This is a genomic window from Pseudomonas sp. LBUM1666 (assembly GCF_059695775.1).
Genome location: NZ_CP166789.1, coordinates 3,697,296 through 3,722,627, shown reverse-complemented (window position 1 = coordinate 3,722,627; position 25,332 = coordinate 3,697,296). Strand labels below are relative to the sequence as shown.

The following is a 25,332-nucleotide window of genomic DNA, read 5'->3' as shown; positions in this document are numbered from 1 at the left end:
AGAACACGATCAATGAGCAACGCCCCGGTCATCGGCCATTACATCCACGGTCAAGTGCAAGACAGCAGCAGCGAACGGTTCAGCAACGTCTTCAACCCGGCCACCGGCAGCGTTCAGGCACGCGTCGGGCTGGCCAGCCAGAAGACCGTCGACGAAGCCGTCGCCTCGGCCCTGAAAGCCTTTCCGGCATGGTCCGAACAATCGTCCCTGCGCCGTTCGCGGGTGATGTTCAAGTTCAAGGAATTGCTCGACCTTCATCACGATGAACTGGCAGAAATCATCAGCCGCGAACACGGCAAGGTCTTTTCGGATGCCAAGGGCGAAGTCACCCGTGGCATCGAGATCGTCGAATACGCCTGCGGCGCGCCGAACCTGCTGAAAACCGAGTTCAGCGACAACATCGGCGGCGGCATTGATAACTGGAACCTGCGTCAGCCGCTGGGCGTATGTGCCGGCGTCACGCCGTTCAACTTCCCGGTAATGGTGCCGCTGTGGATGATCCCGCTGGCGCTGATCACCGGTAACTGCTTCATCCTCAAACCGTCCGAGCGCGACCCGTCCGCCAGTGTGCTGATGGCCCGTCTGTTGAGCGAAGCCGGTTTGCCGGACGGCGTGTTCAACGTGGTTCAGGGCGACAAGACCGCGGTCGACGCGTTGCTGCAACACCCGGACATCGAGGCGATTTCCTTTGTCGGCTCGACACCGATTGCCGAGTACATCCACCAGCAAGCCACCTCCCGCGGCAAGCGCGTGCAGGCGCTGGGCGGGGCGAAGAATCACATGATCGTCATGCCCGACGCGGATCTGGATCAAGCGGCGGATGCCTTGATCGGTGCCGCTTACGGCTCGGCTGGCGAGCGCTGCATGGCGATTTCGATTGCCGTGGCGGTGGGCGATGTCGGCGACCAACTGATTGCCAAACTGCTGCCGCGTATCGATCAACTGAAAGTCGGCAACGGCCTGAAGGGCGACAGCGACATGGGGCCGTTGGTGACGGCCGAACACAAAGCCAAGGTCGAAGGCTTTATCGACCAGGGTGTGGCGCAAGGTGCGCAGCTGATTGTCGATGGTCGTGGATTCAAGGTGCCGGGTGCGGAGAACGGCTTCTTCGTCGGCGCGACGCTGTTCGATAACGTCACGACCGAGATGAGCATTTACCAGCAAGAGATCTTCGGCCCGGTGCTGGGCATCGTTCGCGTCCCGGACTTTGCCAGCGCCGTCGCGTTGATCAACGCCCACGAGTTCGGCAACGGCGTGTCCTGTTTCACTCGCGACGGCGGCATCGCCCGAGCTTTCGCCCGCACGATCAAAGTCGGCATGGTCGGCATCAACGTGCCGATACCGGTGCCGATGGCCTGGCACTCTTTCGGCGGCTGGAAACGCTCGCTGTTCGGTGATCACCACGCTTACGGCGAAGAAGGCATCCGCTTCTACAGCCGCTACAAAAGCGTGATGCAGCGCTGGCCTGACAGCATTGCCAAGGGCCCTGAATTCAGCATGCCGACGGCCAACTAATTCACCTGTGCGGAGAACAACAATAATGAGCAAACCCCTGCGTTTCGCCCTGAACCGTATGGTCGCCCCACGTTTGTCCCTGCCCGCGTTTATCGAGCTGGCGGTGACCCTCAAGGCCGACGCCATCGAAGTTCGCAACGACCTTAAAGGCGTCGAGATCGAAGACGGCACCGCACCCGAGCGCGTCCGTGAGTTGTGTGCCGCCCAAGGCATTACCGTGCTGTCGATCAACGCGCTGTATCCGTTTGATGTGTGGAATGACGAGCGTCGTGCTCAAGCCTTGAAGCTGGCCGCTTATGCACGTGATTGCGGCGCTCAAGGGTTGGTCATGTGTCCGCTCAATGACCGTGCCGACCCGCGTAACGAGGCCGCACGTGCTTCAGGTTTGCGCACGGCGTTGACTGAGCTGGCGCCGATCCTGCGCGAACACGGCATTCTCGGTTTCATCGAACCGCTGGGTTTCGAAGAGTGCTCGCTGCGCCGCAAGCGCACGGCAGTGGACGCGATCAAGGCCATCGGTGGGCTGGATGTGTTCCGTCTGGTTCACGACACCTTTCACCATCACCTGGCCAGCGAACATGAGTTCTTCCCCGAGCTGACCGGGTTGGTGCACATCTCCGGTGTCGAGGATGCCGAGGCACCGTTGGCGAGCATTCGCGACGGGCATCGGGTGCTGGTGGGCGAGGGCGACATCCTTGGCAACGCGGCGCAAATCGACACCTTGCTCAGCAGCGGTTACAGCGGCTACCTGTCGTTCGAACCGTTTGCCGACAGCGTCCATGGCCTGGCGGATATCCAGCAGGCGATCGGCGCGAGCATGGATCACCTACAAAAATCCCGGGCCTGACAACGCTTTCGGGCTGATGGAAATCAACTGTGGGAGCGAGCCTGCTCGCGATGATGGCGGCACATTCAACATTGATAGCGCCTGACACACCGCAATCGTCGGAACGCCGCCCGGAGCAAGCTCGCTCCCACAGGGTTTCTTCGTTTATTGAAGGATCGGTTATGACTACGACAAGACTGACCATGGCCCAGGCCCTGGTGAAATTCCTCGATAACCAGTACATCGAGGTCGATGGGGTTCAAAGCAAATTTGTCGCCGGGATCTTTACCATTTTCGGCCACGGTAACGTACTAGGTCTGGGCCAGGCTCTGGAACAGGACAGCGGCGACCTGATCGTCCATCAGGGTCGTAACGAGCAAGGCATGGCCCACGCGGCTATCGGTTTCGCCAAGCAACACCTGCGGCGCAAGATCTACGCCTGCTCTTCATCGGTAGGGCCGGGCGCGGCGAACATGCTGACCGCCGCCGCGACGGCGACCGCCAACCGCATTCCACTGCTGCTGTTGCCCGGCGATGTCTATGCCTGCCGCCAGCCGGACCCGGTGCTGCAACAGATCGAGCAGTTCCACGACCTGAGCATCAGCACCAACGACGCATTCAAGGCCGTGAGCAAATACTGGGACCGCATCAACCGTCCCGAGCAACTCATGACGGCGGCGATCCACGCCATGCGCGTGCTCACCGACCCTGCCGAAACCGGCGCGGTGACCCTGGCCTTGCCACAAGATGTGCAAGCCGAGGCCTACGACTACCCCGATTACTTCCTGCAAAAACGCGTGCACCGCATCGAGCGTCGTCCGGCGACTGAAGCGATGCTGGGTGATGCGCTGGCGCTGTTCAAAGGCAAGCGCAAGCCGTTGATCATTTGCGGTGGAGGGGTCAGGTACTCCGGCGCCAATGCCGCTTTGCAGGCGTTTGCCGAGCGCTTCGATATTCCCTTCGCCGAAACCCAAGCCGGCAAGAGTGCGGTGGTGTCCAGTCACCCGCTGAACGTTGGCGGGATTGGGGAAACCGGCTGCCTGGCGGCGAATCTGTTGGCCAGTGATGCGGATCTGATCATCGGAGTCGGCACCCGCTACAGTGATTTCACCACTGCGTCGAAATCCCTGTTCCAGCATCCGGACGTGCAATTTCTCAACCTCAACATCAGCCCCTGCGATGCTCTGAAGCTCGACGGCGTGCAACTGTTGGCGGACGCCAAAGTCGGGTTGCAAGCCTTGGCTGAAGCCTTGGGCGAATACCGTTCTGCGTGGGGTGATCAACCTCGCCAGGCCAAGGTGCAACTGGATGAGGAAGTCGACCGTATCTATCAGGTCGAATACCAGACCCAGGACTTCATCCCGGAAATCAACGACCACATGGACCCGGCCGTACTGCGCGAATTCATCGAGCTGACCGGGTCCTGCCTGACCCAGAGCCGCGTGCTCGGCGTGCTCAATGAAACCCTCGCCGATGACGCCGTGATCGTCGCCGCTGCCGGCAGCCTGCCCGGCGACTTGCAGCGCAGCTGGCGCAGCAAGGGCGTGAACACTTATCACGTCGAGTACGGCTATTCCTGCATGGGTTACGAGGTCAACGCCGCACTGGGCGTGAAACTCGCCGAGCCGGATCGCGAGGTCTACGCGCTGGTTGGCGATGGCTCTTACATGATGCTGCACTCCGAACTGGCGACCTCGATTCAGGAGCGACGCAAGATCAACGTGGTGTTGCTCGACAACATGACCTTCGGTTGCATCAACAACCTGCAGATGGAACACGGCATGGACAGCTTCGGCACCGAGTTCCGGTTCCGCAACCCGGAAACCGGCAAGCTCGACGGCGGGTTCGTGCCGGTGGATTTCGCAATGAGCGCGGCGGCCTATGGCTGCAAGACCTACAAAGTGAACACGGTCGAAGAGCTGAAAGCCGCATTGGCCGATGCACGCTTGCAGACGGTGTCGACGCTGATCGACATCAAGGTCCTGCCCAAAACCATGATTCACAAATACCTGTCGTGGTGGCGGGTCGGCGTGGCGCAAGTCTCCACCAGCGCCCGCACCGATGCGGTGGCCAAGACCCTGAATGAACGACTGGCCAAGGCCCGTCAGTACTGATTGCCCCTGATACCAACAACAAATTTTCACAGGAGAATCTTCATGTCATTGCTCTCTAATTCACTGCGTATCGGCGTCATCGGAACCGGGGCCATCGGCCAGGACCATATCCGTCGTTGCAGCCAGACCTTGCTCAATAGCCAGGTGGTGGCGGTTACCGACATCAACTTGCAGCAAGCCGCGAAGGTCGTTTCCGACCTGAAGCTGACCGCCGAGGTCTATCCCGACGGCCACGCGCTGATCAAGGCGCCAGAAGTTGAAGCGATCCTCGTCACCTCCTGGGGCCCGAGCCACGAAGAGTTCGTGCTGGCCGCAATTGCAGCGGGTAAGCCGGTGTTCTGCGAGAAGCCGCTGGCCGTCACCGCCGAAGGCTGCCGCAAGATCGTCGAGGCTGAAGTGGCCCACGGCAAACGCCTGGTACAAGTCGGCTTCATGCGTCCGTATGACGAAGGTTATCGAGCACTTAAAGCAGTGATCGACAGCGGTCAGATTGGTGAGCCATTGATGTTGCACTGCGCGCACCGCAACCCGACCGTGGGCGAGAACTACAAAACCGACATGGCGATCACCGACACTTTGATCCATGAGCTGGACGTGTTGCGCTGGTTGCTCGACGACGATTACGTGTCGGTGCAAGTTGTGTTCCCGCGCAAGAGCAGCAAGGCCCTCGCGCATTTGAAAGACCCGCAGATCGTGCTGCTGGAAACCGCCAAGGGCACGCGCATCGACGTGGAAGTGTTCGTTAACTGCCAATACGGCTACGACATCCAGTGCGAAGTGGTGGGGGAGACCGGCATCGCCAAACTGCCGGAGCCGTCGCAGGTTCAGTTGCGCAGCGGGGCGAAGTTGTCCAACGCGATTTTGATGGATTGGAAGGATCGGTTTATTGCCGCGTACGACGTTGAGTTGCAGGCGTTTATCGATGGCGTTCGGGCTGGCCAGGTTGGCGGCCCGTCAGCGTGGGATGGCTTCGCCGCTGCCGTCGCAGCAGACGCGTGCATCGAAGCACAGAACAGCGGGGCGATCGTAAAAGTCGGCCTGCCAGAGCGCCCACACTTCTACGGCTAACCCCCGATCCCCTGTGGGAGCGAGCCTGCTCGCGAAAGCGGTGTGTCAGGCAACATTAATATTGACTGTGCCGCCGCCTTCGCGAGCAGGCTCGCTCCCACAGGGGGAGTGTCAAGGCTGAGGCCCTGGTTGAGGAGAACAATAAAATGCGCATCGCACTAGACCCTTACATGTACCGCACTTTGTCCCTGGGCAAGATGGTCGATAAGGTTGCCGAACTCGGGTACGAACACATCGAACTCTCGCCCCGGGAAGATTTCCTGCCGTTCTACAAAGCCCCGCGCGTCGACAAGGCGCGGATCAAGGAGTTTCGCAAAGCCCTGAGCGACACCGGGGTCAAACTCTCTTCCCTGTTGCCGATGTACCACTGGGCCGCTGCCGACGAAGGCCTGCGTGTTGCGGCGGTACGCAACTGGAAACGGGCGATTCAGATTGCCGTGGAGATGGACTGCGAGTTGGTCAACACCGAGTTCACCGGCCAGTCAGACAACCCGTTGGTCTGCGAGAACCAGTTCATGCGTTCCATGGATGAGCTTATCCCGGAGTTCGAGCGCCAAGGTATCAAGCTTGATATTCAGGCTCATCCTTACGACTTCTGCGAGCGTAACAACGAATCGGTGGACATCATTCGCGGTCTGGATCGCGAGTGGATCAACTACCTCTACGCGGCGCCGCACACCTTCTTCTATGACGACGGCAAAGGCGATATCGCCTCGATGCTCAAGTATGCCGGGTCGAAGCTGAGCCACCTGATCATCGCCGACACTTACAACCACAAGGCTTCTTCCGGGTTGCGCTACATCGTCAACCCACCGGGTGTCGTCGCCACCGTGCACCAGCATCTGGACATTGGTCAGGGCGAAGTCGATTGGGACGCGTTTTTCGGTACCCTGCGCGAGATCCAGTTCGACGGCATCGCCACGGTCTCGGTGTTTGCCTGGGAAGACCGGCCGGATGAATCCAACCGGATGATGCTTGAACGGGTCAAAAGCGAACTCTGCCACTAACGGCCACCACAAAGCCCCTGTAGGAGCTGTCGAGTGAAACGAGGCTGCGATCTTTCAAGATCAAAAGATCGCAGCCTCGTTTCACTCGACAGCTCCTACAGGGCGGTTTCGATCCAGTGAGTGGCGTAATAACAATAAGAAGGAGTTGATTCATGCGTATCGGACTTGTCGGTTACGGCCATGGCGGCCGGTTTTTCCATGCTCCGCTGATCAGCAGTTTGCCGGCGGCGACGTTCGTCGGTGTGGTTACCCGTTCACCGGAACGCCGACAGTTGCTGGCGGCAGAACACCCCGGTGTGCCAGCGTTCGACAGCATCGGCCAGTTGGTGGAGGCCGGGATCGATGTGCTGGTGGTGTCCACGCCGCTCAAGGGTCGTCCGGCACTGGTGCTCGATGGCATCGAAAGCGGTGTGGCGGTGGTCAGCGACAAACCGTTCGCCGCTGACGCGCAGCAAGCCCAAACCCTGATCACCATGGCCGAGCGTCAGGGCGTGCGGCTCAGCGTCTACCAGAATCGGCGCTGGGATTCGGACTTCCTGACCGTGCGCAAACTCATCGAATCTGGTGCGTTGGGCCAGGTCACCCGTTTCGAATCGCGGATCGAGCGTTACTCACCACAGGCGGTGAACAACGGCAGTGGCGGTGGCTTCCTGCGCGATCTCGGTAGCCATCTGGTGGATCAGGCGTTGTTGCTGTTCGGCCCGGTGACACGGGTCTACGCCGAACTGGATTATCTGGAAAAAGGCCAGGTCTTCGATAACGGCTTCTTTATGGCCCTGACCCATGCCAGTGGCGTGACCTCACACCTGGGTGGCAGTTGCCTGCAAAACACCCCAGGCCCGCGCTTTCGGGTGACCGGCAGCCAAGGCTGTTACAGCGTCGATGGCCTGGACGGGCAAGAAGCATCGGCACTCGCCGGGCTCTCGCCGAAATCTGAAGGTGAGCGCTGGGGTGTTGAAGAGCATCGCCGCTGGGGTTGGTTCGAACAGGGCGAAGTGCGCGAGCGGGTTCCCTCCGAGCGCGGTTGCTGGAATCAGTTCTATTTACAGCTGCAAGCCGCGTTGCAGAGCGGTGGCCCACTGCCTGTGGATGCCCGTGATGCACTGGCGACCACCCGCGTGCTAGACGCTGCGCGACTGAGCGCCGAGCGGCATCAAGTGGTGGCATTGAGCCCGTTTGAGAGTCATGGAATAAAATCAGAATAAAATTCTAAAATGAGTTGATATAGAAATAATATTCCAATAAAGTCATTTCCAGCGAATTGCCTCTCGCTCGTTTTCAACGCTTTCCCGCTTGCCTACTTACTGAAAATCGTCACGCCTCATCCATAAAACCAACAAGAATGTGGAGAAAGACTTTTCATGAAGACCAAGATCCGCTTCGCCTCACTTGCCTTGTCCCTGATGTTCGCCAGTGGTGCGGCGCTCGCTGATATGAAGATCGGCGTCAGCATGTCCCAATTCGACGACACCTGGCTGACCTACCTGCGCGAATCCATGGACAAGAAAGCCAAGTCCTATCCCGAGGGCGTGCAGCTGCAATTCGAAGACGCCCGCAGTGACGTGGTCAAGCAGTTGAGCCAGGTAGAAAGCTTCATCAGCCAGAAGGTCGATGCCATCGTGGTCAACCCGGTGGATACCGCCGCCACCAAGAAAATCACCGAAGCCGCCGTGAAGGCCGGCATCCCGCTGGTCTACGTCAACCGCCGCCCCGATGACCTGAAGCTGCCCAAAGGCGTAGTCACTGTCGCCTCCAACGATCTGGAGGCCGGTGAAATGCAGATGCAGTACCTGGCCGACAAAATGGGCGGCAAGGGCGACATCGTGATTCTGCTGGGCGACCTCGCGAACAACTCCACCACCAACCGCACCAAGGGCGTCAAAGACGTTCTGGCCAAATACCCGAACATCAAGATCGAGCAAGAGCAGACCGGCATCTGGTCGCGGGACAAGGGCATGACCCTGGTCAACGACTGGCTGACCCAGGGCCGCAAGTTCGACGCGATCGTGTCCAACAACGACGAGATGGCGATTGGCGCGGCCATGGCCCTGCAACAGGCGGGTGTCGAAAAGGGTAGCGTGCTGATCGCCGGTGTCGACGGTACGCCCGACGGTTTGAACGCGGTGAAGAAGGGCTCCCTGGCCGTCTCGGTGTTCCAGGACGCCAAGGGTCAGGCGGACGGTTCGATCGACACCGCCGTGAAAATGGCCAAGAACGAGCCGGTTGAACAGGCCGTGTGGGTGCCATACCGCTTGATCACCCCGCAAAACGTCGACACGTTCAAATAGCCCGTCCGTTCAATAACAACAATAAATACGCAAGGTTGCGACCGCGACCTTGCTGATGGAGTACCTGATCATGTTCGCTTCAGCGACTGCTTCGAGCACCCCGTTAGTGGGTATCCAGCCAGCTGCAACACCTGTCGATGAGCCGTACCTGCTGGAGATCATCAACGTCAGCAAGGGATTTCCCGGTGTGGTGGCCTTGTCCGATGTGCAGCTTCGGGTACGCCCCGGTTCCGTGCTGGCCCTGATGGGCGAAAACGGCGCGGGCAAATCCACCCTGATGAAAATCATTGCCGGCATCTATCAGCCGGACGCCGGTGAACTTCGCCTGAGAGGCAAACCGGTGGTTTTCGAAACGCCATTGGCTGCGCTCCAGGCCGGAATCGCGATGATCCACCAGGAACTCAACCTGATGCCGCACATGAGCATCGCCGAGAACATCTGGATCGGCCGTGAGCAGCTCAACGGTTTCCACATGATCGACCACCGTGAAATGCATCGCTGCACGGCGAAACTGCTGGAACGCCTGCGGATCAACCTCGATCCGGAAGAGCAGGTCGGCAACCTGAGCATCGCCGAACGGCAGATGGTCGAGATCGCCAAAGCCGTGTCCTACGATTCCGACATCCTGATCATGGATGAACCAACCTCGGCCATCACCGACAAGGAAGTTGCGCATCTGTTCTCGATCATTGCCGACCTCAAGAGTCAGGGCAAAGGCATCATCTACATCACCCACAAAATGAACGAAGTGTTCAGCATCGCCGATGAAGTGGCGGTGTTCCGTGACGGCGCTTACATCGGTTTGCAGCGGGCCGACAGCATGGACGGCGACAGCCTGATTTCGATGATGGTCGGCCGCGAACTGAGCCAGTTGTTTCCTGTGCGTGAAAAGCCGATCGGCGATCTGCTGCTGTCGGTGCGTGATCTAAAACTGGACGGCATTTTCAAGGATGTTTCCTTCGACCTGCATGCCGGCGAGATCCTCGGCATCGCCGGGTTGATGGGCTCGGGGCGGACCAACGTCGCCGAGGCGATTTTCGGCATCACCCCGAGCGACGGTGGTGAGATTCGCCTCGACGGCGAAGTGGTGCGCATCAGTGATCCGCACATGGCGATCGAGAAGGGCTTCGCGTTACTGACCGAAGATCGCAAGCTCAGCGGCCTGTTCCCGTGCCTGTCGGTACTGGAGAACATGGAAATGGCGGTGTTGCCGCATTACGCCGGCCACGGTTTCATCCAGCAAAAAGCCTTGCGCGCCTTGTGCGAAGACATGTGCAAGAAGCTGCGGGTCAAGACCCCGTCGCTGGAGCAGTGCATCGACACCTTATCCGGCGGTAATCAACAGAAGGCATTGTTGGCACGCTGGCTGATGACCAACCCACGGATTCTGATTCTCGACGAGCCGACCCGCGGCATCGACGTCGGCGCCAAGGCCGAGATCTACCGGCTCATTTCCTACCTCGCCAGCGAAGGCATGGCGGTGATCATGATTTCCTCGGAGCTGCCGGAAGTGCTGGGCATGAGCGACCGGGTGATGGTCATGCACGAGGGTGACCTGATGGGCACCCTCGACCGCAGCGAAGCGACCCAGGAACGAGTGATGCAATTGGCCTCGGGCATGTCCGCGGTTCACTAATGGATGCCGGCGCTGGTTTTGGCCAGCGTCGGCGACGCGATAGAAGGGTGAGTGTTTATGAACGCGATACTGGAAAACAAGCCAGCAACGGCACCGGTCAAGAGTCGCCGGCGCTTTCCGACCGAGTTGAGTATTTTCCTGGTGCTGATTGGCATCGGCCTGGTCTTTGAAGTGTTTGGCTGGATCGTGCGCGACCAGAGCTTCCTGATGAACTCCCAGCGTCTGGTGCTGATGATCCTGCAGGTGTCGATTATCGGTCTGCTGGCGATCGGCGTGACCCAGGTCATTATCACCACCGGCATTGACCTGTCTTCCGGCTCGGTGCTGGCGCTGTCGGCGATGATCGCCGCCAGTCTGGCCCAGACTTCGGACTTCGCTCGGGCGGTGTTCCCGTCGCTGACTGACTTGCCGGTGTGGATCCCGGTGATTGCCGGGCTCGGGGTGGGACTGCTGGCGGGGGCGATCAACGGCAGCATCATCGCCATTACTGGTATCCCGCCGTTCATTGCCACCCTCGGCATGATGGTCTCGGCTCGTGGCCTCGCGCGTTACTACACCGAAGGCCAACCGGTGAGCATGCTCTCGGATTCCTACACGGCGATCGGACACGGCGCGATGCCAGTGATCATTTTCCTGGTGGTCGCGGTGATCTTTCACATCGCCCTGCGTTACACCAAGTACGGCAAGTACACCTACGCCATCGGCGGCAACATGCAGGCAGCGCGTACCTCGGGGATCAACGTCAAGCGGCATCTGGTGATCGTCTACAGCATCGCGGGGTTGCTGGCAGGCCTGGCGGGTGTGGTGGCGTCGGCACGGGCCGCGACCGGGCAGGCCGGGATGGGCATGTCTTATGAGCTGGACGCGATTGCCGCGGCCGTGATCGGCGGCACCAGCCTGGCCGGCGGAGTAGGGCGCATCACCGGCACGGTGATCGGCGCACTGATCCTCGGGGTCATGGCCAGCGGTTTCACCTTCGTCGGCGTCGATGCTTACATTCAGGACATCATCAAAGGCCTGATCATCGTAGTCGCAGTGGTCATCGATCAGTACCGCAACAAGCGCAAACTCAAGCGCTGAAACGCAAATACAACAGCCAATGCGCCACGCCTGACCCGCGTGGCGCAGCCATTTGTCTTCTCTATACAGCCGCTCGATTGAATTTCTTGCTATAAACGCACTCCGATAACCATCGCAAAGACTGCCGTAGAGCACTTTCAGGGCTTTGTCGGACAAATTCGCTGTCTTTTCAGTTGCTGAGGCCTCAAGTCGGCCTTAGACTGCCGCCCCTCGTAAATTGAGTGCCGGGTGGCGCTTGGAATTAAACGGCGCCTTTCCGATGGCCAGACCAGGTCCGCCGGAACGCTCCCTAATTCGCCTTAATGCACGTTTTTTTATAGAGATATCAATGACAAAGGACAAGTTGCTGGCCATGCCGGCGGATGACTACATGAATGCCGAGCAACATGCTTTTTTCTCTGAGCTGTTGCAGAACATGAAAGTCGAAACCCATGAGCGCATCGAACAGAACCGCATCGCCATCGAAAGCCTGGATACCCCGGCCGATCCGGCCGACGCTGCTTCTGTTGAAGAAGAGCGCACCTGGCTGGTGAACGCGATCGATCGCGACCAACGCATGCTGCCTCAGTTGGAACAGGCTCTGGAACGCATCAAGGAAGACAGCTTTGGCTGGTGCGACGACAGCGGCGAGGCCATTGGCCTGAAACGCCTGCTGATCAGCCCGACCACCAAATACTGCATCGAAGCTCAAGAGCGTCACGAACAGATCGACAAGCACCAGCGTCAGGCCTGATTTCGTAACGCCCCGCATCGCGGGCGAGCCTCACTCCTGTCAGGAGCAAGGCTTGCCCGCGATGCTTTTTTTCGTCTGCGAAAAACCCGCGCACTTCTATTGATCTGCTGCAACGCCCACTACTAATGGACCATAGATAATGGCCTTGTAGTGGCGTTTAATGCCGATACAACAATTAGAATTATGGGTGGGGTGACGAAGATGACGCGTGACGGATCTGTGGATGCGGCAGTGCCTGCACCCGTACTTTTGCCGAAAAACCTTTGGCTGACGCCGACCCTGCAAAGCATCGCCCTGATGCTGTTGTTGTGTGGCATGACGCTGGGCGGCTGGTCGCTTTACCTTGGCCTGCCATTGGCCGTGCTGATTATCTGGCTACCTCGCTTGCGCTCGCGCGCCATCCCTGAGACAACCCCCGTTGACAGCGCCAGCGCGATTGCCGAGTTGACTCGCGATCTTTCCTACACCACCAGCCATAACGCGTTGTCTGCCGCCGGTGTGGCCTTTTCGGTCAAGCAACTGGCCGACAAACTGCAATCGCAGCTCGGTGCCGCGGCGCAGATTGTCAGCAACGCCGAAGTGATGATCGCGACCGAACAAGCCACCTCGACACTCAGTCGGGAAGCGCTCAGTGCGGCCAGCGAGGCTCATCGAAGCAGCGCTGCAGGACGTACGGAGCTGATCGAGTCCATCGCCCGTATGCATCAACTCAGTCAGCGCGCCAGCAACAGCCGTGAACTGATCGAAGCCCTGAGCCTGCGCAGTGACGATATCCAACGGGTCACCCTGGTGATCCAGTCCATCGCCAGCCAGACCAATCTGCTGGCATTGAACGCGGCTATCGAGGCGGCGCGGGCCGGCGAGCATGGTCGCGGATTTGCGGTAGTGGCCGATGAGGTTCGCGGTCTGGCCGCGCGCACGGCGACGGCCACTGGCGAAGTCGGGGAGATGGTCGCTGATATTCAGCAACGCACCGCGCAAGTGGTGGAGCAGATCCGTCAACTGTCCAGCGACCTCGACACGGGTGTCGAGCAGGTCGAGCACACCGGTCAGCACCTGGAGAACATTGCACGTCTGGCTGCCGGCGTCGAAAGCCAGGTCGGGGAAATCGCCAGGGGCGCCGACACCAACCGCGAACAACTCGATAGCCTGTTTCACGCCATCGAACAGATGCGCAGCGACCTGGCGATCAGCGACCAACAGACCCAGCGCCTGGCCCAGGCTGCGGTGCAAATGGAAGGTCAGGCCGAAACCATCAGCGAACGTCTCGCCGAAGTCGGGCTGGATGACTATCACCAACGGATTTATGACCTGGCCCGCGAAGGCGCAAGTCAGATTGCGGCGCGCTTTGAAGTGGATATCGACGAGGGCCGAGTGAGCCTCGATGACCTGTTTGACCGCAATTACCAAACCATTCCCAACACCAGCCCGGTCAAATACCAGACCCGCTTCGATCGCTACGCCGATAAGGTCTTGCCGGCGATCCAGGAACCCTTGTTGCCGCGTCATGAAGGCCTGGTGTTCGCCATCGCCTGTACGCAGCAGGGCTATGTGCCGACCCACAACAAGGTCTTCAGCCAACCACTGACCGGTGATGCGCAGGTCGATACCTTGCAAAACCGCACCAAACGTAAATTCGCCGACCGCACCGGAATCCGCTGCGGCAGTCACCAGCAGGCCGTACTGCTGCAAACCTACACCCGCGACACCGGTGAACTGATGCACGACCTTTCGGTGCCGATCATGCTCAAGGGCCGGCATTGGGGTGGTTTGCGGTTGGGTTATAAGCCGGAAAATCCTCGTTGATTGACCGTGATGCTGTTCACTTAGGGTTGTTGGGGTACATATCCGTTTCTGCGGTGATGGCGGCTGGCGGTTTCGCTTTTACAGCGAGTCACTTGGAAGAGCCCCAAGTAACCAAGGGCTTTTGCCCCGCCATTCGGTGCCTCGCTTAGGCTCGGCATGCCCTCACTCCGGCATTGCTCCGGGGGCCCGCCGCCATCGGCCATCCATGGCCGGGGGCGGCTACCGCGGCATCCTTGCCGCGGTGCCCCCTGCGCAATGCCTGCGTTCGGCCTCTGGGAAAGAGGCATCAGATCAAAATCAAAAGCCACAGCAAGATCAAAAGATCGCAGCCTCGTTTCACTCGACAGCTCCTACCGGGGAGAGGGGGTGTACGCACGCTCTTCACCACTCAACAGGCCGAGCGTTAGCTCGCCTGCAGCTTTTGATCTTGATGCACCGCCCCCTCGAGAGGCCGAGTGGAGGTTCTGCGCAGTGGGCAACCCGGCATGGATGCCGGGTTAGCCGCCCCCGGCCATGGATGGCCGATGGCGGCGGGCCCACGGAGCAGGACCGGAGCGAGGGCATGCCGAGCCTAGGCGAGGCACCGAACGACAGGGGCAAGAGCGCTTTGGTTACTTTGGCGCTTTTCCAAAGTGACTCGCTGTAAAAGCGAAACCGATAGCCGCCACTACCGCAAAAACGGATATGTACCCAGCCGCCGCAACTACCATGGCAAAACGTCACGGCATTGTTGCGATTCTGGCAATTAATCTGTGCAGCGCCGTTGCTGTTTCCTCGCCGATGAACTCATTACCATGCCTACATAGTTAGGTTGCTAATGAAATTCGAGAGGTCAGCATGCAAAGCAAAGTCGATGTCGCAGTCATGATAGGCAGCGGTGTGCCTGCCAGTTTGCGTTCGCTGGGGAAGAGCGTGTGTTGGGTGGTGCTGCTCAATGGCGAGCGCCGGGGAACGGCATTCTCAAGTCGTGAAGAGGCGCAGGAGTGCAGGGCTGCCTGGTTGGCGCAACTGAACGCCGAAACACCCGACAGCCTGCATGGAATCAGAGGCTAGTGGATCTGATGCATGCGCAGGTTCAGGTCGTCGACCACCCGCGCCCAATCCGCGTCTTCACGCAATTGTTCTTTCAGGAAGCCGGCTTGCTGCGGGGTCCAGAACTCGGCATCGATGAGTTTTTTGTTGTCAGCCAAGGGCGAATGACTGGCGATGAAATCGTCGATGGCCTTCTCGCTGGAGTCCAGACCGAGTTGGTCGAACAAACCTTTCAAGTCATGTATGGGTGAATCCATGTTCATCTCCTAGCGGGTCGCGTCGAGAGCGAGATCTGAAGTGCGGCTTCATTGCATCTGAGGGAGCCGCGCTTCAGGAGTTCGATGGCGATGTTCGTAAGCAAAAATGAGCATAGACTGCAAACCGACTATCAGGCTTTCAATGCCCCTTCATCGACCGCAACCTTCAGCGCCTTGGCGGCATCCTGGGCGGCAATGGCGGCGACGTCCGAGGTCTTGAACCAGCGATCCTTCTCGACCTGGTGATACGTCACGGTGGTCAGCGGTGGTTTGGCGCGCATGACAATGACTGCCTGGAATTCGCCTTCGACCTCTCTGGCTTCGCCCCGGATAAAAAATTCGCCGATATCAAATTCCGTCACGTAGCCGCCTTCCCTTGGAAATATTCTGTTGTTTTGAACGCCGCCCACCCTGGGGACGGGTTTCATTGGTCGGGCAGTATGGCAGTAGTTGCATGCCGGCGGCTGAGTTAAGTCGCCGGCATGACGAAGCGTCTATGGAAATGAACGTGGCGGGACCGTCAACCGTGTAACTCGAGCGAGCGGGCAAGGGCGCAGGCTTCGTTATGATTGCCGCGGAAACCTCTGACGCGACCGGTGGAAAGTTCCTTGATATGAAAAAAGGCATTGCCGGCCAGAATGACCTGAAAGCGTGGCCGGGCGGGCGCTTCAGGGTAGTATTCATGCGGTTGAAACATCCCGGGGGGCAGTGTCCTCAAGCTGTTCGTATTGGGGGCCTGGGGGTGAGCAAAATGTGTCAGCGTGCACATATGAAGTCCTTTTCGTTGTTTTACCGACGTGCGTACGTGGTTTTGGGTAGTCTCAGGGAGCATCGCTGCTCTAGAATCACCGTCAGTGTTTGGCGATCGATGTTCATCTAAAGCAATTTTTTGCTGGCGATATGTCGGAAAAGTGCTTTTTTTAAAGAGCTTTTTCCCTAAAGTTGGTAGTCCCGTTTTTCTGGCCGTCGGAAGGGCTTTTTCCTTCAACCTCTGACGAACGCCAGGCAAGACGACGTGAGTGTTGTTCCAGTAGTCTTCTTAAACCTCGCGATGAATGAGCGCTCTGCTCGTTTCAGGATTTCAACCCGGGTCATTTGGCTATACACCTTCGGCATTGCCGCTTTTTTCTGCTGTGCGCTGTTTTCCTGCGTGCAGCATCATTTTCAGATGTGGGGATGTTTCCTTGGCAGTAAGTAATCTCGATATGCATGCTTTGTTCGTGCTGGGTGATTTGCGCGCAAAGCTGGTTAAACAGTTCCAGTCACGTTTTGTTTACATCACCGAACAGAACGCTGAAGGCATTTATATTGCCGAGATCGACACCGAAGAGGCGCTGGTGGTTGATGACAAACCAGGGCTTAAACTCAAGGTCGGCGATCATTTCAGTGCCTCTGTATTGCCCAGCCGCGAAGGCGGCAAGCTGGACATCAAATTCCGCGAAATCAAACTGACGGTTTACGGCCTGGGTGATTACGCGTTCGTCACCACCGCTGATGGTCACGGGATCGCGTTCAAGGAAGGTCATAGCGTGGTGATGGTGTTCGCCGCTCACCAGCAGTTGCAGGAAGGCCTGACCAAAACCCTGAAAGCCGTGACTGCCAAGGCGGCCAAGTGGCGCAAGGGTGAACTGGTCACGTTCAAGGCCAGCGAATAATGCCCCTGACCCGCGCCGACTTCCACGAACAGAACCAGGCCAGTGCGCAAGCCGAAGCCCATCGGCTGTTCGACCAGAAGGCTGTTTTGCAAGGTGCATGGCTGGGTTGGGTGGCGTCACAGATCTGTACGTTGCGTCCGGCGGAGTACGCCAGCATGGTACGAAGAGCGCTGGCGCGCTTGCAGGAACCTCCCGAAAACTGATTGACCTCCCTCGAAAGCAGGAACCTCTACTACAGTCAGTTGACTGAGTATTCAGAGGCTTTGCGGTCTTCTGCCAGGCCATCCTGCTATTGCTGTGAACAGCACGAGGTGCAAAAGCATGAACGGATTTCGACGGTTGCTGGCCGCTACCCTGGCCACTTTCGGATTGTTGGCTTCACCCGTTCCGGTGTTCGCTGCCCAGGCGCCGATCCACTTCGCTGACCTGAACTGGGAAAGCGGCAGCCTGATCACCGATATCCTGCGGATCATTGTCGAGAAGGGCTACGGGCTGCCGACCGATACTTTGCCGGGGACGACCATCACCCTGGAGACCGCACTGGCCAACAATGACATTCAGGTCATTGGCGAAGAATGGGCCGGTCGCAGTCCGGTCTGGGTCAAGGCTGAGGCCGAAGGCAAAGTCGCGAGTCTCGGCGATACGGTCAAGGGCGCCACCGAGGGTTGGTGGGTGCCCGAATACGTGATCAAGGGCGACCCGGCGAAAGGCATCAAGCCGCTGGCGCCGGGCCTGCGCAGTGTCAGCGACCTGCCGAAATACAAGGGCGTGTTCAGCGATCCGGAAACCCCGGGCAAGGGGCGCTTCCTCAACAGCCCGATCGGCTGGACATCGGAAGTGGTCAACAAACAGAAACTCAAGGCGTATGGGCTGGACGACAGCTATGTGAATTTCCGCAGCGGTTCAGGGGCAGCGCTGGATGCGGAAATCAGTTCTTCGATTCGGCGCGGCAAACCGGTGCTGTTCTATTACTGGTCGCCAACACCTTTGCTCGGCCGCTTCAAACTGATTCAACTCGAAGAGCCACCTTTCGATGCCGACGCCTGGAAAACCCTGACCGACGCAGACAACCCAAATCCGAAACCGACTCGCTCACTGCCCTCGAAGCTGTCCATTGGCGTGTCCACGCCATTCCAGAAACAGTATCCGCAGATTGCCGAGTTCTTCAGCAAGGTCGACTTGCCGATTGATCCATTGAACAAGGCGCTGGCCGAGATGAGCGAAAAACACACCCCGCCAAGGCAGGCGGCGGAGGCGTTCATGAAGGCGCACCCGGACGTGTGGCAGGCCTGGGTGCCCAAGGACGTGGCCGACAAGGTGTCTGCAGAATTGAAGTAAGGGGTAGGCCATGGCGGTGCAAAGTCATCGATCAGCACTGATGGCCGTCCGCCATTGCTGACGAATACCCTTACAAAATCGTTCAAGGAAGTTCATCCTGCTGCGACATTTCACGCTGGAACACTGAACATGAGCCTATTGATCGCGCAATGGATGGCTGCCATCTTCCTGTTGATCAGCCTGATCCACCTGTACTGGGCGGCAGGTGGCACGTTGGGTAGCGAGGCGGCGGTTCCGCGAATATCCGCGGAGGACGGCGGAGAACCCAGGCCCGCCTTCAAGCCTTCAGGTTTTGCCACGTTGCTGGTGGCGGTCGGGTTGCTGCTGATTGCGATGCTGGTGTGCATGCGGGTCGGGCTATATCTGCCGACGGTGCATCACTGGTCGCTGCAATGGGTGATCAGCGCCATTGCGATGCTGATGTTCGCCAGGGCGATTGGCGATTCGAATTTGATTGGGTTCTTCAAGCAGGTGAAGGATTCGAAGTTTGCGCGGCTCGACACCTGGGCTTATTCGCCGCTGTGCGTGGTGTTGGGGGCGGGGTTGTTGGCCGTTGCCTGGATCTGAGTCGACCGGACTATCGCCTTCGCGAGCAAGCCCGCTCCCACATTGGATTTTCAGTGAACACAGATTTTGTGTCCGACGGAGATCAACTGTGGGAGCGAGCCTGCTCGCGAAGAGGCCCTCACAATCAATACAAATCTACGAACTTAACTCCCGCTTTCCGTGCGCCGACTGCTCACCTCGGCCGGCACATCATCTCCCGCCATGCGCTTGCGAAACAGCGCCGCCCGCGCCAGCAACAGCGTGGTCACCGGCACCGTCAGCGACAACAGAATCGGAATCAGCCAGGCATGCAGTACCGGCCCGGACTTGAGCGCCGAAAAGTAAATGATCGAGGCCAGCGCCACGCACCAGGCACCCAATGTCGACGCCAGCGCGGGCGGGTGCATGCGCTGGAAGTAGTCCTTCATTCGCACCAGTCCAACCGCGCCGATCAGCGCAAACAGACTGCTGAGCACCAGCAGGATCGCCACCGGAATTTCAACCCACAAAGACAGTTCAGCGCTCATTCGATCACCTCGCCACGCAGCAGGAATTTCGCCAGGGCAAACGAGCCGACGAAACCGAACAGCGCAATCAGCAGCGCTGCCTCGAAGTAAGTGTCACTGGCATAACGGATGCCCAGCGCCAGCATCATCAGCATCGCGATGATGTACAGGTAATCCAGCGCCAGAACCCGGTCCTGCGCCGCCGGGCCCTTGAACAGCCGGATCAGCGTCAGGATCATCGCCAGTGAAAAAATGAACAGGCTCAGCAGGATTGCGTTCGACAGCAAGGCGCTCATTCGAAGATCTCCATCAAGGGGCGCTCGTAGGTCGCCTTGAAGTGCCGGATGAACAGCGCTTCGTCATCCAGATCGAAGACGTGCAGCAACAGAATGCTGCGGTCCAGCGCCAGTTCCGACCACACGGTGCCGGGAATCACCGTGCAGATCATCGACAACGCGGCCAGGCCGTTGGCGTCACGCAAGTCCAGCGGCACCTTGATGAAGCGCGAGCGCGGTGGACGGCGACCGGCGTTGAGCACGCCCCAGGCCACGACGAGGTTTGACACCACCACATCGCGACCGACCAGAAAGAACAAACGCACAATCACGCCCGGCCGACGAATACGAATCGGCAGCGGTCGCAGCTTGCGCATCATCAGCGGCGCGCAAAACCCCAGCACCGCGCCCAGCAGCAGATTACCGGGGCTCATCGACAGATTCAGCACCAGCCACAGCAACCACAGCGCCAGCGACAACCACGGAGCAGGAAACAGTCGCTTCATGGTTGCACCTCCGCTACCGCGGCTTTGGCTTCCGGGCTTGGAATCGCACGGGTGCCGAGCACCGCCATCACGTATTGCTGCGGGTTGTTCAAAGCTTGGGCGGCCGCCTGGGTGTAGCGCAGCAGCGGTTCAGCCTTGAAGGTCAGCACAATGCTCAAACTCAGCAGCGCGATGATCGGCACGCATTCGAAACGTCGCAGCAGCGGCGACGGCCGCTCCTCGGGTGTCCAGAAGCGCTGGATGCCCAAGCGCGAGAACGCGATCAACGACGCCAGCCCGGAGAGGATCAGCAACGCCAGCAAGCCCCACGCGGCATTGGAAACCGGCTCATCGCTGCCATTGCCCAGGCCCAGCGGATTGAGCAGGGCGCTGAGCAAGCCGAGTTTGCCAATGAATCCAGAGAGTGGCGGCATGCCGATGATCAGCAGCGAGCAGGCAATGAAGCTCAACCCGAGGAACGCCATGGTCCAGGGAATCACCTGGCCGACCACGGCTTTCTGCTCGTCATCGAGGTTGATGCCTTTGGGTGGCTGCAAGGATTCCATCGGTCGCGGCAGATCGCCGTCATCGAACAACGGCATTTCATTGGCTGAACGCGAACGTTCGATCAACTCGGCCAACAGGAACAACGCGCTCAACGCCAGGGTCGAGCTGACCAGATAGAACAGCGCCGCGCCGATCAGGTTGGGCTGGGCGAAACCGATGGCCGACAGCAGAATCCCGGCCGACACCAGAATACTCAGGCTGGCCAGGCGCTCCAGTCGTTGTGCGGCGAGGATCGCCACGGCGGCGCAGACGATGGTCGCCATGCCGCCGTAGATCAGCCAGTCGCCGCCAAAGTAGGCCGAGGCGCCGGCCTGACCCGAGAAGAGCAAGGTCCACAAGCGCAGCAAGGTGTAGACGCCGACCTTGGTCATGATCGCGAACATCGCCGCCACCGGCGCGCTCGCCGCGGAATAGGCCGGCACCAGCCAGAAGTTCAGCGGCCACATCCCGGCCTTGGCCAGGAACGCCACGGCCAGAATCCCGGCGCCGGCATGCAGCAGGCCGCGATCGGCTTCCGGCACCAGCGGGATTTTCAGCGCCAGGTCGGCCATGTTCAGGGTGCCGGTGACGCCGTAGATCAGCGCCGCGCCGATCAGAAACAGTGACGAGGCCAGCAGGTTGATCGAGATGTAATGCAGCCCCGACGACACCCGCGACCGACCCGAACCGTGCAGCATCAGGCCATAAGAGGCCGCGAGCAACACTTCAAAAAACACAAACAGGTTGAACAGGTCCGCCGTCAGGAACGCGCCGTACAGGCCCATCATCTGAATCTGGAACAGTGCGTGGAAACTCGAACCGGCGCCGTCCCAACGGGCCATGGCGAACAGCAGGGCGCTGACGCCGATGATCCCGGTCAGCACCAGCATCAGCGCCGACAGTCGATCGACCACCAGCACGATACCGAACGGCACCTGCCAGTTGCCCGGCAGGTACACGCCGATGGAACCGGGGACGCCCGTCTCCTGAGTCCATTGCAGCAACAGCACGGCAATGCCCAACCCCACCAGGCTGGAAAACAGGTTGATCTTGGCCTTCAGCGGACGGTGTTTCTCCCCCAGCATCAGCATCACGGCGGCGGTCAGCAGCGGCAGCAGAATCGGTGCAGCGATCAGGTGCGGCATCAGATTCATTCTTTAGGCTCCCGGCCATCCACATGGTCGGTACCGGTCAGGCCCCGAGAGGCCAGTAGCACCACCAGAAACAGCGCGGTCATGGCGAAGCTGATCACGATGGCGGTCAGCACCAGCGCTTGCGGCAGCGGGTCGGTGTAGTGCAACAGGTCCTGCGGCACGCCGTCCTTGATGATCGGCTCCTTGCCGATGAACAGGCTGCCCATGCTGAAGATGAACAGGTTGACGCCGTAGGACAGCAGGCACAGGCCCATCACCACCTGAAACGTCCGTGGCCGCAGGATCAGCCAGACGCCGGACGCGGCCAGCACGCCGATGGCGATTGCGATGACTTCTTCCATCAGACGGTTCCTTGCGTGGCGACGGATCGAGGCAGGGCAGCGGTCTTGTGACCCCGTACCGATTGGTGAGCGAGGGCGGTGAGAATCAACAGGGTCGAACCGACCACCACGGCGTACACGCCAATGTCGAAGAACAGCGCACTGGCGATGTGAATGTCACCGAACACCGGCAGTTCAAAATGCCAGGTGTGGGTGGTCAGGAACGGATAACCGACGGCCATCGCCCCGAGCCCGGTGACCGTGGCAAACAGCAGGCCGGTGCCCATCCAGCGCAACGGTCGCAGGCTCATCTGCGCCTCGATCCACTGGGTGCCGGCGACCATGTATTGCAGGATGAACGCCACCGACATCACCAGGCCTGCGACAAAGCCGCCGCCCGGTTGATTGTGCCCGCGCATGAACAGGTAGACCGACACGACAAATGCGATCGGCAGCAGCAGGCGAACCAGCACCGCCGGCACCATCATGAAACCGAGCGCGGTGTCGCTGGCGTGACGCGGGTTGACCAGATCGGTCACCACGTCCGGTGCCAGCAGACGCTGCTGGGCCGGCAACTGCAGGCTTTCTTTTGGCGGGCGGAAGCGTCGCAGCAGGGCGAACACGGTCAATGCCACCGCCACCAGAACGGTGATTTCGCCGAGGGTGTCGAAGCCGCGGAAGTCCACCAGCATCACGTTGACCACGTTGCTGCCGCCGCCCTCGGGCAGGGCACGGCTGAGGTAGAACGAAGAAATGTGGTTCGGCGTCTGGCGCGTCAGCATCGCGTAGGCCAGCAACGCCATGCCGCCACCAACCACGGTCGACAGCAGCAAGTCGCGGATACGGCGGATGCGCGCCTTGCGCAGGCTGCTTGGCAGCGGCGAGACCTCTTCAATCCGTCGAGGCAACCAGCGCAAGCCCAGCAGGATCAGCACCGTGGTCACCACTTCGACCGCCAGTTGCGTCAAGGCCAGGTCCGGTGCCGAGAACCAGACGAAGGTGATGCAGGTCATCAGGCCGCAGACGCTGACCATGGTCAGGGCCGCGAGCCGGTGATACTTGGCCTGCCACGCCGCGCCGAGGGCGCAGGCAATCGCCAGCAGCCAGAGGGTCACGAACACGATCGACCCCGGAATCTTCGGCCGGTCGCCCCAGCTCAGGCTGCTGTGGAGCATCGGGATTAACCCGGCCAACACGGCCGCGAGCACCAACAGGAACAATTGGGTTTGCAGGCGCTTGGTGCTGATCCGCCGCTCGAGACGACGGGCCAGGCGCATCATGATCACCAGGCTGCGTTCGAACAGGCGCTTGCCGTTGAACCGGCCAATGATCGGCGGGTACTTGAAACGCCCGTGTTTGAGCTGATTGCGCAACAGCAGATAAAGCACGATGCCGCAGGACATGGTGATCAGGCTCATGATCATTGGCGCGTTCCAGCCGTGCCAGATCGCCAGGCTGTATTCAGGCAAGGTGCCGCCCACCACCGGCAGGGCAGCGGCGGCCAGCAACGGGCCGACCACCTGCGCCGGGAAAATCCCCACGACCAGGCAGGCGAATACCAACAACTCCACCGGCGCGCGCATCCAGCGGGGCGGCTCGTGCGGCGTGTGCGGCAGGTCGGTGGAGGTCGGGCCGAAGAACACGTCGACGGTAAAGCGCAGCGAGTAGGCGACGCTGAAAGTGCCGGCGATGGTCGCGACGATGGGCAGCGTCATTTCGATCCAGGCCGTGGCATTGATGAACACGGTTTCGGCGAAGAACATCTCTTTGGAGAGGAAGCCGTTGAGCAGCGGCACACCGGCCATCGAGGCGCTGGCGACCATGGCCAGGGTGGCCGTGAAAGGGATCAGCTTGATCAGGCCGCTGAGCTTGCGGATATCCCGGGTGCCGCTTTCGTGGTCGATGATTCCGGCGGCCATGAACAGCGAAGCCTTGAACGTGGCGTGGTTGAGAATGTGGAACACTGCGGCCACGGCGGCCAGCGGACTGTTCAGGCCCAGCAGCAGGGTGATCAGACCGAGGTGGCTGATGGTCGAATAGGCCAGCAAACCCTTGAGGTCGTTCTGGAACATCGCGCAGTACGCGCCGAGCAACAGGGTGCAGGCACCGGCGCCGCTGACGATGTAGAACCATTCTTCACTGCCGGACAGCGACGGCCACAGTCGTGCGAGTAGAAACACCCCGGCCTTGACCATGGTCGCCGAGTGCAGATAGGCCGAAACCGGAGTCGGTGCCGCCATGGCGTGGGGCAGCCAGAAATGGAAGGGGAATTGCGCGCTTTTGCTCAGGGCACCGATCAGGATCAGGGGTAGCAGAATAGGGTAGAGGGTGTGCGCGCGAATCAGATCGCCGGCGGCCAGGACCTTGTCCAGGTCATAGCTGCCGACCACATGGCCGAGCAGCATGACCCCCGCCAGCAAGCACAAACCGCCTGCGCCGGTGACCATCAGCGCCATATAAGCACCGCGACGCGCATCGGCGCGGTGGTGCCAGTAACCGATCAACAGAAATGAAAAGAGGCTGGTCAGCTCCCAGAAAAACACGATCTGGATCAGGTTGCCGGAGATCACCAGCCCGAGCATGGCGCCCATGAATGCCAGGAAAAATGCGAAGAACCGTGGCACCGGATCGTCCGGCGACATGTAGTAGCGGGCGTACAACGAAACCAGCGTGCCGATGCCCAGCACCAGCATCGAGAACAGCCAGGCGAAACCGTCCATGCGCAGGACGAAGTTCAGGCCCAGGCTGGGCAACCAGAAAAATTCTTCGCGGATCACGCCGCCATCGGCGATTTGCGGGTACAGCAGGGCGACCTGAACGGTGCCTATCAAGGCAACCAGGCCAGCCAACAAAGATTCGGTGTTACGCGCGTTGTGCGGCAGCAAGGCTGCCAGACAGCTGCCGATAAAAGGCAGAAGCAGTAGAACTATCAGGGACATAGGCTTCTAATCTGCGGAAGTTTGTAAAGCATCATACGTGCCAGTTCCCGGATCACCAAACGCCAAGCTGTCGCAGAATCCTACAAGGTAGACGGAAAAAACCTGATTCACATTGTTTCGAAGGGGGGTGTTCAGCGGATCTGGCCCCTTCGCGAGCAGGCTCGCTCCCACAAGGTCCAGCGGTGTTCATACCATCGCGGCACAAC

25 protein-coding genes are annotated in these 25,332 nt (G+C 59.8%); 16 read left to right on the top strand and 9 right to left on the bottom strand.

Annotated features, from left to right (window positions below; genetic code table 11):
- The first annotated feature begins 12 nt into the window (after positions 1–12).
- From ACA056_RS16940 to ACA056_RS16885, 12 genes are all read left to right on the top strand, one after another.
- On the top strand, positions 13–1,515 hold the full coding sequence (locus tag ACA056_RS16940) for a CoA-acylating methylmalonate-semialdehyde dehydrogenase (protein WP_497266291.1): 1,503 nt from the start codon (positions 13–15) through the stop codon (positions 1,513–1,515).
- 25 nt (positions 1,516–1,540) lie between these two features.
- A complete protein-coding gene (locus ACA056_RS16935; protein WP_497266289.1) occupies positions 1,541–2,362 on the top strand; it encodes a TIM barrel protein in 822 nt (273 codons plus the stop codon).
- Positions 2,363–2,523: 161 nt separating this feature from the next.
- A complete protein-coding gene (gene iolD, locus ACA056_RS16930) occupies positions 2,524–4,455 on the top strand; it encodes a 3D-(3,5/4)-trihydroxycyclohexane-1,2-dione acylhydrolase (decyclizing) (protein WP_497266287.1) in 1,932 nt (643 codons plus the stop codon).
- A gap of 42 nt (positions 4,456–4,497) precedes the next feature.
- On the top strand, positions 4,498–5,523 hold the full coding sequence (gene iolG / locus ACA056_RS16925; protein WP_497266285.1) for a bifunctional inositol 2-dehydrogenase/D-chiro-inositol 1-dehydrogenase: 1,026 nt from the start codon (positions 4,498–4,500) through the stop codon (positions 5,521–5,523).
- Between the two features lie 146 nt (positions 5,524–5,669).
- Positions 5,670–6,530: a sugar phosphate isomerase/epimerase family protein gene (locus ACA056_RS16920; RefSeq protein ID WP_497266283.1), complete on the top strand. Its 861-nt coding sequence runs from the start codon at positions 5,670–5,672 to the stop codon at positions 6,528–6,530.
- Between the two features lie 152 nt (positions 6,531–6,682).
- Positions 6,683–7,735, top strand: a complete 1,053-nt coding sequence (locus ACA056_RS16915) for a Gfo/Idh/MocA family protein (RefSeq protein ID WP_497266281.1) — start codon at positions 6,683–6,685, stop codon at positions 7,733–7,735.
- Positions 7,736–7,891: 156 nt separating this feature from the next.
- Positions 7,892–8,818 (top strand): sugar ABC transporter substrate-binding protein, encoded by a 927-nt coding sequence (locus ACA056_RS16910; protein ID WP_134417173.1) that lies wholly within the window; start codon positions 7,892–7,894, stop codon positions 8,816–8,818.
- Positions 8,819–8,888: 70 nt separating this feature from the next.
- Positions 8,889–10,454 (top strand): sugar ABC transporter ATP-binding protein, encoded by a 1,566-nt coding sequence (locus ACA056_RS16905; RefSeq protein ID WP_283188239.1) that lies wholly within the window; start codon positions 8,889–8,891, stop codon positions 10,452–10,454.
- 57 nt (positions 10,455–10,511) lie between these two features.
- Complete coding sequence (locus ACA056_RS16900; protein ID WP_008153855.1) at positions 10,512–11,534, top strand: ABC transporter permease; 1,023 nt, start codon at positions 10,512–10,514, stop codon at positions 11,532–11,534.
- 328 nt (positions 11,535–11,862) lie between these two features.
- A complete protein-coding gene (locus ACA056_RS16895; protein WP_007907888.1) occupies positions 11,863–12,267 on the top strand; it encodes a TraR/DksA family transcriptional regulator in 405 nt (134 codons plus the stop codon).
- A 201-nt stretch (positions 12,268–12,468) separates the two neighbouring features.
- Positions 12,469–14,073 carry a methyl-accepting chemotaxis protein gene (locus ACA056_RS16890; RefSeq protein WP_497266277.1) on the top strand — a complete coding sequence of 535 codons (1,605 nt, stop codon included), beginning with the start codon at positions 12,469–12,471 and terminating at the stop codon, positions 14,071–14,073.
- Between the two features lie 837 nt (positions 14,074–14,910).
- A complete protein-coding gene (locus tag ACA056_RS16885; RefSeq protein ID WP_046048115.1) occupies positions 14,911–15,126 on the top strand; it encodes a hypothetical protein in 216 nt (71 codons plus the stop codon).
- Here the strand turns inward: ACA056_RS16885 and ACA056_RS16880 are convergent.
- From ACA056_RS16880 to ACA056_RS16870, 3 genes are all read right to left on the bottom strand, one after another.
- A complete protein-coding gene (locus ACA056_RS16880; RefSeq protein ID WP_497266275.1) occupies positions 15,123–15,362 on the bottom strand; it encodes a DUF2789 domain-containing protein in 240 nt (79 codons plus the stop codon). The two genes, ACA056_RS16885 and ACA056_RS16880, sit on opposite strands and share 4 nt — an antisense overlap.
- Positions 15,363–15,493: 131 nt before the next feature.
- On the bottom strand, positions 15,494–15,724 hold the full coding sequence (locus ACA056_RS16875; protein WP_497266273.1) for a hypothetical protein: 231 nt from the start codon (positions 15,722–15,724) through the stop codon (positions 15,494–15,496).
- A 158-nt stretch (positions 15,725–15,882) separates the two neighbouring features.
- Complete coding sequence (locus tag ACA056_RS16870) at positions 15,883–16,131, bottom strand: hypothetical protein (RefSeq protein WP_497273551.1); 249 nt, start codon at positions 16,129–16,131, stop codon at positions 15,883–15,885.
- 415 nt (positions 16,132–16,546) lie between these two features.
- Here ACA056_RS16870 and ACA056_RS16865 point away from each other — a divergent pair, with 415 nt between their 5' ends.
- The 4 genes from ACA056_RS16865 (at position 16,547) to ACA056_RS16850 (ending at position 18,922) form a co-directional block, all read left to right on the top strand.
- Positions 16,547–17,017 carry a hypothetical protein gene (locus ACA056_RS16865; RefSeq protein ID WP_497266271.1) on the top strand — a complete coding sequence of 157 codons (471 nt, stop codon included), beginning with the start codon at positions 16,547–16,549 and terminating at the stop codon, positions 17,015–17,017.
- Positions 17,017–17,220 carry a hypothetical protein gene (locus ACA056_RS16860; RefSeq protein ID WP_497266269.1) on the top strand — a complete coding sequence of 68 codons (204 nt, stop codon included), beginning with the start codon at positions 17,017–17,019 and terminating at the stop codon, positions 17,218–17,220. The genes ACA056_RS16865 and ACA056_RS16860 overlap by 1 nt, the downstream gene beginning before the upstream one ends.
- Positions 17,221–17,338: 118 nt before the next feature.
- Positions 17,339–18,355 carry an ABC transporter substrate-binding protein gene (locus tag ACA056_RS16855; RefSeq protein ID WP_497266267.1) on the top strand — a complete coding sequence of 339 codons (1,017 nt, stop codon included), beginning with the start codon at positions 17,339–17,341 and terminating at the stop codon, positions 18,353–18,355.
- 129 nt (positions 18,356–18,484) lie between these two features.
- Positions 18,485–18,922, top strand: a complete 438-nt coding sequence (locus ACA056_RS16850) for a DUF3995 domain-containing protein (RefSeq protein ID WP_497266265.1) — start codon at positions 18,485–18,487, stop codon at positions 18,920–18,922.
- Between the two features lie 143 nt (positions 18,923–19,065).
- Here the strand turns inward: ACA056_RS16850 and ACA056_RS16845 are convergent, their stop codons facing one another.
- The 6 genes from ACA056_RS16845 to ACA056_RS16820 are packed head-to-tail and all read right to left on the bottom strand — an operon-like array spanning position 19,066 to position 25,126.
- Positions 19,066–19,428: a Na+/H+ antiporter subunit G gene (locus ACA056_RS16845; RefSeq protein WP_497266263.1), complete on the bottom strand. Its 363-nt coding sequence runs from the start codon at positions 19,426–19,428 to the stop codon at positions 19,066–19,068.
- Positions 19,425–19,703: a K+/H+ antiporter subunit F gene (locus ACA056_RS16840; protein ID WP_497266261.1), complete on the bottom strand. Its 279-nt coding sequence runs from the start codon at positions 19,701–19,703 to the stop codon at positions 19,425–19,427. The genes ACA056_RS16845 and ACA056_RS16840 overlap by 4 nt, the downstream gene beginning before the upstream one ends.
- On the bottom strand, positions 19,700–20,188 hold the full coding sequence (locus ACA056_RS16835; RefSeq protein ID WP_497266259.1) for a Na+/H+ antiporter subunit E: 489 nt from the start codon (positions 20,186–20,188) through the stop codon (positions 19,700–19,702). The genes ACA056_RS16840 and ACA056_RS16835 overlap by 4 nt, the downstream gene beginning before the upstream one ends.
- The gene (locus tag ACA056_RS16830) at positions 20,185–21,867 is read right to left on the bottom strand and encodes a monovalent cation/H+ antiporter subunit D (protein WP_497266257.1); all 1,683 of its coding nucleotides are present in this window, start codon (positions 21,865–21,867) and stop codon (positions 20,185–20,187) included. The genes ACA056_RS16835 and ACA056_RS16830 overlap by 4 nt, the downstream gene beginning before the upstream one ends.
- The gene (locus ACA056_RS16825; protein ID WP_007986256.1) at positions 21,864–22,208 is read right to left on the bottom strand and encodes a Na+/H+ antiporter subunit C; all 345 of its coding nucleotides are present in this window, start codon (positions 22,206–22,208) and stop codon (positions 21,864–21,866) included. The genes ACA056_RS16830 and ACA056_RS16825 overlap by 4 nt, the downstream gene beginning before the upstream one ends.
- Positions 22,208–25,126 (bottom strand): monovalent cation/H+ antiporter subunit A, encoded by a 2,919-nt coding sequence (locus ACA056_RS16820; protein WP_497266255.1) that lies wholly within the window; start codon positions 25,124–25,126, stop codon positions 22,208–22,210. The genes ACA056_RS16825 and ACA056_RS16820 overlap by 1 nt, the downstream gene beginning before the upstream one ends.
- Between the last annotated feature and the right edge of the window lie 206 nt (positions 25,127–25,332).